Annotated in this window: 13 protein-coding genes; 11 read left to right on the forward strand and 2 right to left on the reverse strand. The window is 47.4% G+C overall.

Features of this window, described 5'->3' with window-relative positions:
- Positions 1 to 54: 54 nt before the first annotated feature.
- A complete protein-coding gene (gene yidA, locus RG959_RS04530; protein ID WP_251271419.1) occupies positions 55 to 864 on the forward strand; it encodes a sugar-phosphatase in 810 nt (269 codons plus the stop codon).
- A 105-nt stretch (positions 865 to 969) separates the two neighbouring features.
- On the opposite strand, the gene RG959_RS04535 is transcribed toward yidA, so the two are convergent.
- Positions 970 to 1,854: an NAD(P)-dependent oxidoreductase gene (locus RG959_RS04535; protein ID WP_342796130.1), complete on the reverse strand. Its 885-nt coding sequence runs from the start codon at positions 1,852 to 1,854 to the stop codon at positions 970 to 972.
- Between the two features lie 120 nt (positions 1,855 to 1,974).
- Between RG959_RS04535 and fdhD the strand changes: the two genes are divergently transcribed.
- From fdhD to RG959_RS04555, 4 genes are all read left to right on the forward strand, one after another.
- Complete coding sequence (fdhD, locus tag RG959_RS04540) at positions 1,975 to 2,766, forward strand: formate dehydrogenase accessory sulfurtransferase FdhD (protein ID WP_342796131.1); 792 nt, start codon at positions 1,975 to 1,977, stop codon at positions 2,764 to 2,766.
- Positions 2,767 to 3,002: 236 nt separating this feature from the next.
- Positions 3,003 to 6,002 (forward strand): formate dehydrogenase subunit alpha, encoded by a 3,000-nt coding sequence (gene fdhF, locus RG959_RS04545; protein WP_342796132.1) that lies wholly within the window; start codon positions 3,003 to 3,005, stop codon positions 6,000 to 6,002.
- Positions 5,995 to 6,612 (forward strand): helical membrane plugin domain-containing protein, encoded by a 618-nt coding sequence (locus RG959_RS04550; protein WP_342796133.1) that lies wholly within the window; start codon positions 5,995 to 5,997, stop codon positions 6,610 to 6,612. The genes fdhF and RG959_RS04550 overlap by 8 nt, the downstream gene beginning before the upstream one ends.
- A gap of 73 nt (positions 6,613 to 6,685) precedes the next feature.
- A complete protein-coding gene (locus tag RG959_RS04555) occupies positions 6,686 to 7,474 on the forward strand; it encodes a formate/nitrite transporter family protein (protein WP_342796134.1) in 789 nt (262 codons plus the stop codon).
- A gap of 44 nt (positions 7,475 to 7,518) precedes the next feature.
- Here the strand turns inward: RG959_RS04555 and RG959_RS04560 are convergent, their stop codons facing one another.
- Positions 7,519 to 8,298 (reverse strand): Cof-type HAD-IIB family hydrolase, encoded by a 780-nt coding sequence (locus RG959_RS04560; protein WP_342796135.1) that lies wholly within the window; start codon positions 8,296 to 8,298, stop codon positions 7,519 to 7,521.
- A gap of 202 nt (positions 8,299 to 8,500) precedes the next feature.
- On the opposite strand from RG959_RS04560, the gene pdhA reads away from it, so the two are divergent.
- From pdhA to RG959_RS04590, 6 genes are all read left to right on the forward strand, one after another.
- Positions 8,501 to 9,484: a pyruvate dehydrogenase (acetyl-transferring) E1 component subunit alpha gene (gene pdhA / locus RG959_RS04565; RefSeq protein ID WP_342796136.1), complete on the forward strand. Its 984-nt coding sequence runs from the start codon at positions 8,501 to 8,503 to the stop codon at positions 9,482 to 9,484.
- Positions 9,485 to 9,504: 20 nt separating this feature from the next.
- Positions 9,505 to 10,512, forward strand: a complete 1,008-nt coding sequence (locus tag RG959_RS04570) for an alpha-ketoacid dehydrogenase subunit beta (RefSeq protein WP_342796137.1) — start codon at positions 9,505 to 9,507, stop codon at positions 10,510 to 10,512.
- A 15-nt stretch (positions 10,513 to 10,527) separates the two neighbouring features.
- Positions 10,528 to 11,859, forward strand: coding sequence for a dihydrolipoamide acetyltransferase family protein (locus RG959_RS04575; protein ID WP_342796138.1), 1,332 nt, complete (start codon positions 10,528 to 10,530; stop codon positions 11,857 to 11,859).
- 12 nt (positions 11,860 to 11,871) lie between these two features.
- Positions 11,872 to 13,257 carry a dihydrolipoyl dehydrogenase gene (lpdA, locus tag RG959_RS04580; protein WP_342796139.1) on the forward strand — a complete coding sequence of 462 codons (1,386 nt, stop codon included), beginning with the start codon at positions 11,872 to 11,874 and terminating at the stop codon, positions 13,255 to 13,257.
- Between the two features lie 20 nt (positions 13,258 to 13,277).
- Positions 13,278 to 14,219, forward strand: coding sequence for a sugar-binding transcriptional regulator (locus RG959_RS04585; protein ID WP_342796140.1), 942 nt, complete (start codon positions 13,278 to 13,280; stop codon positions 14,217 to 14,219).
- Between the two features lie 167 nt (positions 14,220 to 14,386).
- Complete coding sequence (locus RG959_RS04590) at positions 14,387 to 15,331, forward strand: sugar-binding transcriptional regulator (protein WP_251271440.1); 945 nt, start codon at positions 14,387 to 14,389, stop codon at positions 15,329 to 15,331.
- The last annotated feature ends 93 nt before the right edge of the window (positions 15,332 to 15,424 follow it).

Here is a 15,424-nt window from a genome sequence, read left to right on the forward strand (position 1 = left end):
TCCGCCGCTCGTTTATCATAAAAAGTAGATTGCATAGACAGGAGAGTATGGGAAATGTACAAATTAATTGCGATTGATATGGATGGCACGCTTTTAAACGATCACCATGAAGTAACCGATGAAGTGCGCAGCGCCCTTGATGAAGCTCGGGAACGCGGTGTGAAGGTGGTTCTTTGCACAGGTCGTCCGCTTGCCGGCGTGCGCCGCTACTTAAAGGACCTTCGTCTTGAAGATGAAGAGGATTATGTGATTGCCTATAATGGTGCTATCGTGCAAAACACACATACAAATGAAGTAGTGTTTAAGCAGTCGCTTGGCTATGAAGATTTCCGCGCACTGCACGATCTGAGCCTGACGCTTGATACGCCGATGCACTTTTTTGATGCAGAGTATTTATACACGACGAACAAACTGATCAGCCCGTATACCGTACATGAAGCGTTTATTACGAAAATTCCATTTCTTCATACCACGGTAGAAGAAGTGCCGACTGACATTGCCATGCCAAAGGTAATGTATATTGATGAACCGGAACGTTTGGACCGGACCATTGCGGCGATTCCTGCTGAAATCAATGATAAATACATGATGGTGAAAAGTGCACCGTTTTATTTGGAGATTTTACATCGCGAAGTCAGCAAAGGAAATGCGGTGAAACGTTTGTCTGAGAAGCTGGGCATTAAACAGGAAGAAGTCATGACAATCGGTGACAACGGAAACGACCTGTCGATGATTCAGTTTGCAGGATGTGGCGTAGCGATGGAAAATGCGATTCCGATGGTAAAAGAAGCGGCTGATTTTCAAACAAAATCCAACAACGAGCATGGCGTGGCCCATGCGATTCGTGAATTGGTGCTTGTGTAAGGCCGGATAAAAAGAATTTGGGCCGGATTTCTATCTGCGATGGCTGGAAGAAGAAGTTTCCGGCCATCAGCGGCTAAAATCCGGCCTATTTGTTATGTTTCCGGCTTAAACCAGGGTTTTTCGTTCGCCCGCCAGCAGTAAATAAATAGCCTGCGTCCCTTTATCGTCATGGCCCTGCTCTGACAGTTTGTCGTACAGCGATTTAGCGAGTGTAAGGCCTGGTGTATTCATGCCCATGGCCTCAGCTGATTCAATCGCAATGTTCATATCTTTAATAAAGTGCTTAATGTAAAAGCCAGGTTCAAAATCACCTTTGATCATGCGCGGCGCAAGATTTGCCAGTGACCAGCTGCCAGCGGCTCCGCTTCCGATGCTGCCAAGCACCTGCTCTGGATCAAGTCCTGCTTTTTCCGCATACACAATCGCTTCTGCGACACCCATCATGTTCGACGCAATGGCGATTTGGTTGCACATTTTCGTATGCTGGCCTGCACCGGCCGGTCCTTGAAGAATAATGTTTTGCCCCATTGCTTCGAGGACGGGTTTTACTGCGTCAAAATCAGCTTGATCCCCGCCGACCATAATCGTTAATGTACCGTTTTTGGCGCCCACATCCCCGCCCGATACCGGTGCATCCAAAACGTGAATGTCTTTCTTTTTGCCTTCTTCATACAGTTTCTCAGCTAAAAGGGGGCTTGAAGTCGTCATATCAACGGCATACGATCCTGGTTTAGCGTTTGATAAAATGCCATCCTCTTCAAGATAAACGGCTTCTACATCACTCGGATAGCCGACAATCGTAATGATTACATCCGCTGTCTGCGCCACTTCTGCCGGTGTATCTTTCCAGATAGCGCCTGCGTCGAGCAGTTCCTGCGCCCGTTCTTTTGTCCGGTTATAGACGACAACCGGGTAGCCTGCCTTCATTAAATGGCCGGCCATGCTTTTTCCCATTACACCTGTTCCGATAAATCCAACCGTTTTGCTCATATGTAATCGACTCCTTCCAAAAATTTCTTCCTTCTTTATTGTATCAAAAAAACCGGGCGGTTGTTTTAGATTTTACTGTAGGTGGTAAAATGCTAAAGATAAGAAAAGGAGGAGCACAAAATGAAAGATGTCCAAACGAAACGGGTAGTGCTCCGTTTTCATAAAGGAACAGCAGAGCAGACGGAAGACCGCATTGTGACCGAGCAGCCGGTAACGGTCAAAATCAATGGAAACGAATTTGTTACCATGGTGTGTACACCGTCTTACATAGAAGATATGGTTATTGGGTATTTAGCGTCAGAAGGTGTTATTCGCCGTTATGAGGATATGAAGCAAATGCGAATAGAAGATTCGGGCTTTGTTCATGTAGAGCTGGCGCGTGTCAATCCATTTTTTGAACATCTCCAAAACAAGCGGTATATCACATCATGCTGCGGCATGAGCCGGCAGGGATTCGTGTTTGCCAATGACGCGCTTACCGCGAAAAAAATGCATGATATTCATGTGAAAGCAACACCGGATCTTTGTTTTTCATTGATGAAGCAGATGCAGGAAGATGCGGATGTGTTTAAAGAAACAGGCGGTGTTCACAACGCAGCACTTTGTGATGAATCCGGTATTTTGCTGCATCGAATGGATATTGGCCGGCATAACGCTCTCGATAAATTATATGGATATTGCCTGCGGAATGGCGTGTCGACGAGGGGGAAAATCCTTGTGTTCAGCGGCCGGATTTCCTCGGAGATCTTACTTAAAGCAGCCAAGATCGGCTGTGAGATGGTTTTGTCAAAATCAGCGCCGACAGAATTGGCCCTGCAGGCAGCCGAAGAACTCGGCATTACTACGGTTGGCTTTATCCGGGGCGGCTCTATGAACGTGTATACCAGGCCTGAACGAATCATCTTGCGTTAAAAAGGGCCCTTTGCTATAATAGATAACGCTTACATGAAAAGGCTTCCTTCGGTGATGAAGGAAATAGAAAACGAGCCACCTTGTTTTTTCTATCATGATAGTAATGGCATTTCTTTCGACGGGAAACGAAAGAAGCAGACAGCATGCTCACAAGAGCATGCTGTCTTTTTTTGTTTATTTCTATTCCCGAAAGGGTATTTTTACAAAGTCTTTTGAAATGATAGAAAATGTTAAAAATGGGCAGGCACAATGATCATGAAAAAGGGGGAGTTCTTGTTGTGACCGATTACGTGAAAGTGACGATTAATGGGCAGAAAATGAGTATTCCAGGAGACGTATCTATTTTGCAGGCACTTCAAGAGCAGGAGGTAGAGGTACCGCATGTTTGTTATCATCCGCAGCTGGGTGCCATCGAAACGTGTGACACGTGTTTGATTGAAGTGAATGGGGAATTTGTCCGCTCTTGTTCTACTCCTATTGAAGATGGGGATGTCATTGACACCACTTCAGGTGAAGTAAAGCGGGTTCAGAATATCGCGATGGACCGGATTTTGCATAATCATGACTTGTATTGCACGGTCTGTGATTACAATAATGGACGCTGTGAAGTGCACAATACCGTTAAACAAATGAAAATCGAGCATCAAAACGAACCTTATGAAGAAAAGCCATATGCAGTTGACAATACAAACCCTTTTTACCGTTATGACCCGGATCAGTGCATCCTGTGCGGCCGCTGTGTAGAAGCGTGTCAGGATTTGCAGGTAACTGAAACGTTGTCCATTGATTGGAGCCTGGAGCGGCCACGCGTTGTGTGGGATGATGGGCGTCCGATTAACGAATCTTCATGCGTATCGTGTGGACACTGTTCTACTGTCTGCCCATGTAACGCCATGATGGAAAAAGGAATGGTCGGGGAAGCCGGCTTTCTAACAGGCATTAAACAAGACACGCTGAAATCTATGATTGAATTGACGAAAAATGCAGAAACAGGCTTTAGTTCCATTATGCCAATTTCTGATGTGGAAGCAGCGATGCGCCAGACGCGCATTAAGAAAACAAAAACGGTCTGCACATATTGCGGTGTTGGCTGCAGCTTTGAAGTATGGACGAAAGACCGGCATATTTTAAAAGTGGAGCCGACAGTGGAAGCACCGGCAAATGGTGTATCTACCTGTGTAAAAGGAAAGTTCGGCTGGGATTTTGTCAACAGCGAGGATCGTCTGACAAAACCGTTGATTCGAGACGGCGAATCATTCCGCGAAGCAGAATGGGAAGAAGCTCTTTCACTGATCGAATCGAAATTTAAAAACATAAAAGAAACATATGGTCCTGAATCAATGGCCTTCATTTCTTCTTCAAAATGTACAAATGAAGAATCATACTTAATGCAAAAACTTGCCCGCGGCGTCATCGGTACAAACAACGTCGATAACTGCTCACGCTACTGCCAGACACCAGCAACAGTCGGGCTGTTCCGGACAGTCGGCTACGGCGGTGACTCTGGTTCTATCACGGATATTGAACAGGCCGGCCTTGTGATGATTGTCGGTGCAAACAGTGCTGAGTCTCACCCTGTACTTGCTACACGGGTTAAACGGTCCCATAAATTATTTGGCCAAAAGCTGATTGTTGCAGACCTTCGGAAAAATGAAATGGCAGACCGGGCTGACTTGTTTATTCAGCCAAAAGCCGGTACGGATCTTGTCTGGCTCTCAGCGGTCACAAAATATATTGTGGACCAGGGCTGGGCTGATGAAGAATTCCTGCAAAAGCGGGTCAACGGCATTGAAGAATATATTGCCAGCATTCAGCCATATACACTCGAGTACGCCGAGCAAGTAACCGGTATTTCACAGCAGGAACTGATTACGATTGCCGAAACGATTCACAATACAAAATCAACATGTATTCTTTGGGCAATGGGTGTTACACAGCACGTGGGCGGAAGTGACACAAGTACAGCGATTTCGAACCTGCTGCTCATTACCGGCAACTACGGAAAACCAGGTGCCGGAAGTTATCCGCTGCGCGGCCATAACAATGTGCAGGGTGCAAGTGATTTCGGCAGTATGCCGGACCGATTCCCGGGCTACCAAAGCGTGAAGGATGACGCTGTACGCGCTAAATATGAAAAAAGCTGGGGTACAAAAATCCCAGCGGAGCCAGGCTTAAACAACCATGAAATGGTGTCCGGCATCCATGCAGGCAACGTGAAACTTATGTACTTAAAAGGCGAAGACATGGGCTTAGTAGATTCAAATTTAAACTATGTTCATTCCGCTTTTGAGAAACTAGATTTCTTCGTGGTACAGGATATTTTCTTGTCCAAAACGGCTCAGTTTGCCGACGTCGTTCTGCCAGCTTCCCCGTCTTTTGAGAAAGAGGGCACATTTACAAATACAGAACGCCGTATTCAGCGCTTGTATCAAGTGTTCGAGCCGATGGGTGATTCAAAACCGGACTGGCAGATCATCATGGAAATAGCGAACCGACTTGGTGCCGGCTGGGAATACACACATCCAGGCGAAATTATGGCTGAGGCAGCAAGCCTGATGCCGATTTATTCAGGTGTCACATATGACCGCCTTGAAGGCTTTAACAGTCTGCAGTGGCCGGTAGCGGAAGACGGGACTGATTCACCGCTGCTCTTTAAAACGCTGTTCCCGTTCCCGGACGGCAAAGCACGGCTTTATCCGGTCGAGTGGAGCGAGCCGCTCCAATACGAAGAAGAATATGACCTTCATGTCAACAATGGCCGGCTTTTAGAGCACTTCCATGAAGGTAACATGACGTATAAATCTGCTGGTATTTCTTCAAAAACACCGAGCGTCTTCTTGGAGGTATCGCCGGAGCTTGCGGCCGAGCGGGGGCTTGAAGACGGAACCGTTGTCCGGCTGACATCACCGTATGGAAGCGTAAAAGTTCCATGTCTTGTCACAGACCGAGTGAAAGGCAAAGAAGTGTACCTGCCGATGAACAGCCAGGGAGAAGGCGCGATCAACTATTTGACGAGCAGTTATGCTGACAAAGATACAGATACGCCGGCTTACAAAGAAATCAGTGCGAAAATGGAAATCTTATCAGCTAAAGGAGACAACCCATTGCCAAGCATCAATCACCGCAACGGCAATCCGCAGCCGCAAATCGGTGTACAAGTCGAGAAAAAATGGGCGCGGCCGGATTATGTGTTCCCTGGTGACTTGGTAACGAAAGGAGTGTCGAAGCGTGGCTAGAGCAATCACGGCGATACGCCGCTTAGAAATCAGTGAAGAAGAACAGCGCCGCCGAGACCTTGAAGAATTGGGAACGTTGCTCATTGAACACAAAGAAGTCATTAAAGATTTTCTGCATATGCTGAATAAAATTCAAGACCGCAGCGGCCTAGATGTGGTAACCGGCTTGTTTGATAAAGGCGATGAGGTACTTGATGTGCTGGTTAAAGCAACGGACAAGCCTGAAGTCGCGAAAATGATTAAAAACAGCCTGCTTCTGCTTGGCTCGCTTGGAAAAATCAATATTGAAGACATGAATCCATTTATTGAAAAAATCAACGGCGGCTTACATCACGCTGTCCGCTCAGAGAATAAAGAAGCGGGCTACGGTTCCATGCTTCGAACCTTAGCCGCTCCGGAAACAAAAGAAGCGCTCGTATTTCTTCTTTCGTTCCTCAAAGGAATGGGAGCAGGTGCACCGAAGCCGCGGCCTGTGCCAAAGAAGAAAAAAGGGAAAAAGAGCTGGCTTGTAGCCGCAGGCCTGTCACTTGCCAGCGTCGTTCTTTTATCAAAACAGTCGAGTAAAACAGATTCAGAATCTCTCGAGTACGACGTCGTTCATCATCAGTAAAAAGAAAAAGCAGTGCGTTTAAGAATACCGGTTGAACGCACTGCTTTTCTATTACAGACCAGGAGGGCTTCAGATGGCTTATTATCCCCCTAAGAAAATTGCCCAGGTGGCCATAGAAGCAGGTAAAACAAAAACTGAGCTCCCGCTTCCTCAAATGCTTGTATTAGGATTTTTAGGAGGCGCCTTTATTTCAATTGGATACTTGTTAGCGATCCGGGTATCAGCTGATGTTCCGCATGAATGGGGATCGTTTGCTTCTTTTTTAGGCGCAGCCGTTTTTCCGCTTGGCCTTATTTTAATTCTCATTGGCGGGGCAGAACTGCTGACCGGCAATATGATGGCCATTCCAATGGCATTTCTGGCTAAAAGAGTGACCATTTCAAGATTGCTGCATAATTGGTTTTGGATTACGATCAGCAACTTTATCGGTGCCCTGTTTGTCGCATATTTTTTTGGCCACGTAGTTGGACTGACAGAAACCGGTCCATACTTGGAGAAAACCGTTTTAACCGCCCACGCAAAAGTAGATACAGCTTTTTGGCCGGCTTTCATTTCCGGCATCGGCTGCAACTGGCTTGTAGGGCTGGCTGTCTGGCTCGCGTACGGCGCAGACGATATTGGCGGGAAAATTCTGGCCATCTGGTTTCCGATTATGGGCTTTGTCGCGATTGGATTCCAGCATATTGTCGCCAACATGTTTGTGATTCCGGCAGCAATTTTTGCCGGAGAGTTAACCTGGATGGACTTTCTGCGAAACTTTGTACCGGTATACTTGGGAAATGCCGTCGGTGGTTTCGTTTTTGTTGCCATGGTGTATTGGATTGCTTACGTGTCGAGAAGCTCCGTGCCGGCCGATAAATAACATAAAAAAACCACTCTCTTCATGAAGAGAGTGGTTTTTTTATGTTAATCAAGCAGTCCAACCATTTTTAAACCCTTTAAAATCCCGTCTGCATCAACATTAGTCGTCACGTGCTTGGCGGCATTAATCGCTTCTGGGTGTCCATCGCCCATTGCTACACTGTTTACCACCATCTTCAGCATTTCTACGTCATTTAAGCCGTCTCCAAATGCATAAATATCTTCTGGTAAAATGCCAAGTTTATCAATGACTTTTTGAATTCCTTTTGCTTTTGATCCGCCAGCCGGCACGATATCAACAGAGACAGGATGCCAGCGGACAAAATCAAACTCAGGAAACGCTTTTTCATATTCTTTGTCTTCCGGGTCCTGGCAGAACAACAGAGACTGATACAGGTCGCGCCCTTCATGGTAGGTCGGGTCATGCTCAGGGAAGTAATTGATTTTCAGTGAGTTAATACCCGTTGTAACATGCTCGTGTTCAGGCGTATTGGCTTTCATATCTTCATGATCCATAAACACAACAGGATGCTTTCGTTCAATGGCTACATCTGTTAAGCGGAGCAGAGCTTCTTTATTAAGCGGATTTTTATAGAGCGGTTCTCCTTTGAAAACAACATACTGACCGTTGTAGCTGACGAATGTTTCAATGCCCAGCTCCTTGCGCAGACCTTCGAACATAAATGGCGCACGCCCTGTGGCAATCGCTACTTCATGGCCGTGCTCTTGAAGCTCACGGATAGCCTGCCGGGTAGAAGCCGGCAGCTTTTTGTCATGATCGTACAATGTGCCGTCTATATCAAAAAAAATAATTTTTTGGCTCATAAAAATCCCCTTCACGTTTTATTTTCCCTTTATATACTAGCAAACGAAAGTCAATCGAACAATTGAAACATTATGTAACCGCTTTTAATTTTCAGAAAAGTAATCGCTTTATTTTCGCTTAACCTCTTGACGAAAAGAAGAGAAGGTTATATGCTATTTACAAATGTAACACATACGAACAAAAGTAAAGGGAGGAACAATCATGGTAACCAAATTAAACCTGCCCACTTCGATCACAGATGAAAAACTAAGAGACTTATACAAAGAAATGTGGCTGATCCGTTATTTTGACGAGAAAGTAGACCAGTTTTTTGCGAAGGGGCTTATTCATGGAACGACGCACCTTTGTGTCGGACAGGAAGCATCAGCAGCTGGCTCGATCGCTGTACTCGAGCCTCGGGACAAAATTGTCTCTACACACCGGGGTCACGGACACTGTATTTCCAAAGAAGGCGATGTTAATAAAATGATGGCTGAGCTGTTCGGTCGTGAAACCGGTTACTGTAAAGGGAAAGGCGGCTCGATGCACATTGCAGACGTAGAAAAAGGCAACCTGGGTGCAAACGGGATCGTAGGCGGCGGCATTCCGCTTGCAGTTGGAGCAGCCCTGACATCCAAAATGAGAAATGAAGACTATGTAGTGCTTTGCTTCTTTGGAGACGGGGCATCCAATGAAGGAAGTTTCCATGAATCGGTCAACCTTGCGGCTATTTGGGATTTGCCGGTTGTGTTTATTTGCGAAAATAACCAGTACGGCATGTCGGGCCCGGTCAAAGACATGACCCGCGTTGAACATATTGCAGACCGCGCGAAAGCATATGGAATTCCGGGAGAAATTGTAGACGGCTGTGACATGATCGACATTATGAACAGTGTAGACAACGCTGTGCGCCGTGCGCGTGAAGGCGGCGGGCCGACGTTGATTGAAATGAAAACATACCGCTGGAAAGGCCACTCAAAAAGCGACGCGAAAAAGTACCGTACGCGTGAGGAAGAAAACGAGTGGAGAGCGAAAGACGGCATTAAGCGGTTTAAGGAAGCACTGATTGCCTCGGGTGTTTTAACAGAAGACGAAGCGAAAGCCTTGCAGAAAGAAGCAAATCAGGAGATTGAAGAAGCGGTGCGATTTGCGGAAGCGAGTCCAGAACCGTCCATTGATACTTTAGAAGAAGACGTATACGCGTAAAAACAGGAGGGATGGAGACCATGACAACAGTTACGCCAGCAACAGGAAGAGAAATTACGTATCTAGAAGCCGTTCGGGAAGCCATGAGCCAGGAAATGCGTCAAAACAGCGATGTATTTATTCTTGGAGAAGACATAGGAGTATACGGCGGCGCGTTCGGTGTAACGCGCGGCATGATTGAAGAGTTCGGTCCGGAGCGCGTGCGCAATACACCGATTTCAGAAGCAGCGATTTCTGGTGCAGCGGTCGGGGCAGCTTTGACAGGGATGCGTCCGATTTTAGAACTGCAATTCTCGGACTTTATTACAATTGCCATGGATCAGATGGTCAACCAGGCCGCCAAAACACGTTATATGTTTGGCGGTAAAGGAAAAGTGCCAATGGTGCTTCGTACACCGGCTGGATCTGGAACAGGCGCGGCTGCCCAGCATTCGCAAAGCCTAGAAGCGTGGATGGCCCATATTCCAGGATTGAAAGTGGTTCAGCCTTCTACGGCTTACGACGTAAAAGGACTTTTAAAGGCAGCGATGGATGATGACAACCCGGTTGTTTTCTATGAACATAAGTTACTATACAGAACATCTGGTCATGTGCCGGAAGAACAATACTCTATTCCGCTTGGAAAAGCTGATGTAAAGCGGGAAGGAACAGACGTAACGATTGTCGCAACAGCCATTATGGTTCATAAAGCGCTCGAAGCAGCAGCGGAGCTTGAAAAAGAAGGCATTAGCGTTGAAGTTATCGATCCGCGTACGATCGTGCCGCTTGATGAAGAAACCATTATTGAGTCTGTCAAGAAAACGGGACGTCTCATTGTGGTACATGAAGCGGTGAAGCGCGGCGGCATCGGCGGAGAAATCGCCAGCATGATTGCGGAAAGTGAAGCATTTGACTACTTAGACGCGCCGATCAAGCGCCTGGGCGGACTGGCAGTGCCGATTCCGTACAATCCGACACTTGAAAAAGCGGCGATTCCTCAGGTACCGGATATTATTGCAGCGGTAAAAGAAACGGTGAAAAACAAGTAAGAAGGAGGGAGAACGATGGCTAAAGAAATTTTTATGCCAAAGCTGAGCAGCACGATGGAAACAGGAACCCTCCTTCAATGGTTTAAGGAAGAGGGGGACAGCGTCGAGATTGGCGAGCCGCTTTTTGAAATTATGACGGACAAAATCAATATTGAAGTAGAGTCGTATGAGGAAGGCGTTTTATTAAAGAAATACTTTGGAGAAGACGACCAGGTGCCGGTGAATCATGTAATCGGCTATATTGGAACCGAAGGGGAAGACGTGCCACAAGAAGCACCAGGTGTATCGGGTGCTGAAACAGAAGAAGCCGCTCCAACAGAAAACCCAGAGCCGCAGCTTGTTACAGCGGGAAGTGCAGAAACAGTGATCACGGACGAAAAGCCGCGGGCTACACCGGCTGCCCGGCACCTTGCCCGGACAGAAGGAATCGAGCTTCGTGACGTACAAGGAAGCGGCCCGAATGGGCGCGTGCATAAAAAAGATGTAACCGCTCACGCAGAAAGCAGTCCAGTCGAGGCAAAAGCAACACCGCTTGCCCGCAAGGTTGCGGCAGGAGAAGGTGTCGATCTATCCACTGTACAGGGAAGCGGCGCCAATGGCAAAGTCGTGAAACAAGATGTGATTTCCGCCAAACGCACAACAGCGCCTGCTGCGGATACATCGACGCGCAAAAAAATGTCAGGTATGCGTAAAGTGATTGCTGAACGTATGGTACAAAGCAAGCAGACAGCACCTCACGTCACGATGACGAGCGAGATTGATATGACAAAAGTAAAAGAACTGCGTGCATCGCTTCTGCCGGTTGTGGAAAAGCAGACGGGCTTCCGCTTGTCATACACGGAAATTCTAATGAAAGCAACAGCCGCAGCTCTGGCACGGCATCCAGAAATCAACGTATCGCTTGAAGGCGATGAAATCGTCCAGCACGGCCATGTTCACCTCGGCCTTGCCGTAGCGGTGGCGGACGGCTTAATGGTGCCGGTCATTAAAGATGTGCTCGCTAAGGGGCTGGCGGAGCTGACACAGGATGCAAAAGAAATCAGCCAGCGGGCGCGTGAAAATAAGCTGCTCCCTGATCAAATGAAAGGGTCCACGTTTACGATCAGCAATGTTGGTATGTATGCCGTTGATATGTTTACGCCGGTCATTAATCAGCCGGAAAGCGCCATCTTAGGCGTAGGACGGATGCAGGACAAGCCAGTCGCGGTAAACGGAGCGCTTGAAATCCGGCCAATGATGACACTCAGCTTGTCATTTGACCACCGTGTGATTGATGGAGCACCGGCAGCCGCCTTTTTAACGGAGCTTAAAGACATTTTAGAAAATCCATATGAGCTGCTTGTATAAGGAGTGTAACTTATGACATCATACGATATCGTCGTTGTAGGAGGCGGGCCGGGGGGCTATGTCGCCGCGCTTCACGCGGCGGAGCTTGGCAAAAGGACAGCATTAGTAGAACCAGATTTTTTAGGCGGCACGTGTTTAAACCGCGGCTGCATTCCGTCTAAAACGCTGCTCAAGCATGCAGAAATCATAGAATCCATCGAAAAAGCAAGGAACTGGGGTATTGAAACCGGGGAAATGACGCTTTCGTTCGATAAAATGAAAAAGCGGAAAAATGACGTGATTGAACGGCTGCGCGGCGGCATTGCGTTTTTGCTGAAACAGGGAAAAATTGATGTCTATAACGGCTTCGGCTCTGTTAAAGAAGGCGGGCGTGTAGCGGTCAAAACGGAATCTGGTGAAGAAACGATCCAGGCGGCGAAAGTGATCGTCGCCACCGGTTCAACACCGGCTGTACCGCCGATTCCTGGCCTTGACTCAGTCCACTTTGATACGAGTGACACGATTTTTGATATTCCAGAGATTCCAAAGTCCGTTGTCATTATCGGCGGAGGGGTGATCGGTGTAGAATTTGCCTGCATCTTCGCTTCTCTCAAGTCAAAGGTCACGATTGTGGAAGCAGCGGATCGAATTGTACCGACAGAAGACGCGGAAGCTGCCAAGCTGTTAGCAAAAGCGCTGAAGAAAAAAGGCGTCGCGATTCAAACAAAAGCGAAAGTGCAGTCGGTGCGGGAAGAAAACGGGATCAAAATCGTCACCTGTATGGATGCGAAAGAAAAAGAGTTTGAGGTGGAAGCTGATACACTGCTTGTCAGCACAGGAAGACGGCCAAATGTATCTGCAGCCGGTGAGCTGAACTTGAACATGAATGGGCCATTTATCGCTGTAAACGAGCGAATGGAAACGAGCAGTCCTAACGTTTACGCGGTCGGTGATGTAATCGGCGGCTGGCAGCTGGCCCACGCGGCAAGTGCAGAAGGAGTCGTTGCGGCAAACAATGCAGCCGGTGTCCCGGATATAATCGACTACAAAGTGATGCCGCGCTGTATTTATACATTGCCGGAAATTGCAGGGGTTGGCTTAACAGAAGATGAAGCAAAAGCGCAGGGGATAGACGTGCGGGTTGAGAAATTTGATTTTGCCGGAAGCGGCAAAGCGTTGGCAGCCGGCGAGCCGGAGGGATTTACGAAGATCATTTACGAAGCGAAGTACGGTGAAATCATTGGTGTGGTGATGGCCGGCCCGCACGTAACGGAAATGATCTCTGAGGCCTCTGCCTTTATGTATTTAGAAGGCACACTGGATGAAGCAGCCAAAATGATTCATCCGCACCCAACGATCTCGGAAACATTTTTTGAAGCAGCGGTTCACGCGGTCAATAAGCTGAAGAAGCAGGCATAACCAAAAAAGGAGGCATAAACATGGGAGGGGACGAACAAAAGCTGATGGTGAAAACCGCTTCGCTTTACTACCACGATGAATGGACACAGGCGCAAATTTCCAAGCAAATCGGCATGTCCCGTCCCATTGTCTCCCGGCTGCTTCAGAGGGCAAAGGATTCGGGAATTGTCGAAGTGTTTATTAAGGATGAAACGGTTCACACAGTTGCCTTGGAACAGCGGCTTGAAGCGGTATACGGCCTTGACGAAGCAGTCGTCGTGCCTCAAAGCCGGGCGCAGGGCCATTCTATGAAAAGTGCTGTTGCAGCAGCTGGTGCGTACTATGCCGCTAAAAAAACCAGGAATGTGAATCGTCTCGGTATTTCCTGGGGAACCACCGTGGCGGAGCTCGTAAAGCATTTTCCGTTTGATAAGCGTCCGGATTTGCACATTGTCCCGCTTGAAGGCGGGATGGGAAGGGCATCGATCGATATTCACGCGAATCACCTGGCTTATGAGCTGGCGAAAAAAAGCGGCGCCTCCTGTTCGTATTTATATGCGCCGGCGATTGTGGATTCAGAAGAAATGAAAGATCACTTTATGAAGATGGCTGACATTAAAAGTGTGCTTCGTGAAGGAGCCGGCGTGGAAATGGCGATTATCGGCGTAGGCAATCCGCACGAAAATTCGACGCTTGAGAAAGTAGGCTACCTTCGTAAAGAAGAAGCGGAATCTCTTAAAGAAGCAGGAGCAGCGGGTGATGTTGGATTCCGTTTTTTTAATGACCACGGCTCCGCCATTGATCACCCTTTTAACAACAGAGTGGTCGGCATTCCGCTTGAGCAGCTTAAACAAATTCCATCCGTCATGGCGGTGGCAGATGGAACGAACAAACAAAGAAGCATGAAGGGTCTTCTCGCAAGTGGAATCGTCAATATATTAGTCATTGATGAAGGCTTAGCCTTGACGCTTCTGAACAATTGATTGAGGCGCTTACAAAAGAACACATCTGAAACAAGGTGTGTCTTTTTCTTCCTTTTCTTAAAGAAAACGCTCTCATTTTTGCGTGTAATTGTTATAATAAAATAGAAAGAGACGTATTACGTCCTGTCAAAATATTATCTATGACATAAACAAAAAGAGGGATTTCAATGTTAAGCTGGGAAGAGCGCCGTCAACTTGTGAAAGTGGCGAATTTATATTATACGGAAGGCTGGACACAGCAGCAGATTGCCAAAAAAATCGGGGTATCCCGTCCAGTGATTTCTAAAATGCTGCAGCGGGCAAAAGACGCCGGCATTGTAGAAGTGTACATAAAAGACGAAAGCGTGCATACGGTAGAGCTGGAGAAAGGATTGGAAGAAAAGTTCGGCCTTCAAGATACCGTCGTGGTTCCATCGGTTGGCTTTACACCAGATATGGTGCGCCGAGCGGTCGGGCAGGCTGCTGCTCATTACGTGTCACGTCATTTAAAAACAGATGTGGAGCGGCTCGGCATTTCCTGGGGGACGACACTGTCTGAATTTGTAAAGGAATATCCATTTGAACGGCGGGAGAATATGAATATTGTGCCGCTTGTCGGCGGCATGGGAACAAAAAGTGTAGAGATTCATGCCAACCAGCTGGCGTACGAGCTGGCGAAAAAAATGAACGGCACCTGCTCATACTTGTACGCACCGGCCATTGTAGAATCAGTCGAATTAACCGAGCGGCTCGTACAAATGCAGGATATTGCCCAGGTGCTCGAAGAAGGAAAAAATGTAGAAGTAGCGATTGTTGGAATCGGGAACCCGCACAAGGGATCTACGATGAAAGACATCGGCTATATCCATGAAACAGATATCCAAAGCTTGAAAAAAGCAGGCGCCATCGGAGACATCGGTTCCCGCTTTTTCGATCAGGATGGTGTCCCGATTGAACATGAATTAAACAAGCGGATTATCGGTCTCCGGCTGAGAGACTTAAAGAACATTCCGTACGTGATCGGCATTGTCGAGGGAACCTACAAAGCGGAAAGCATCGAAGCGGCCCTGAAAGGCGGCTACGTACAAACGCTCATTACCGATGAACAAACCGCATTAGCTCTTTTAAACTAAATCATTGCTGTTTAAGCTGCCGGAGGTTTCTGGCAGTTTTTTCATTTGTTTCGTTTCAGCACAATTGTGTACAAAGCGATGGATAAAAACTGT

It is taken from the genome of Domibacillus sp. 8LH, from assembly GCF_038806185.1.
In the GTDB taxonomy this organism is placed as follows: Bacteria; Bacillota; Bacilli; order Bacillales; family Domibacillaceae; genus Domibacillus; species Domibacillus indicus_A.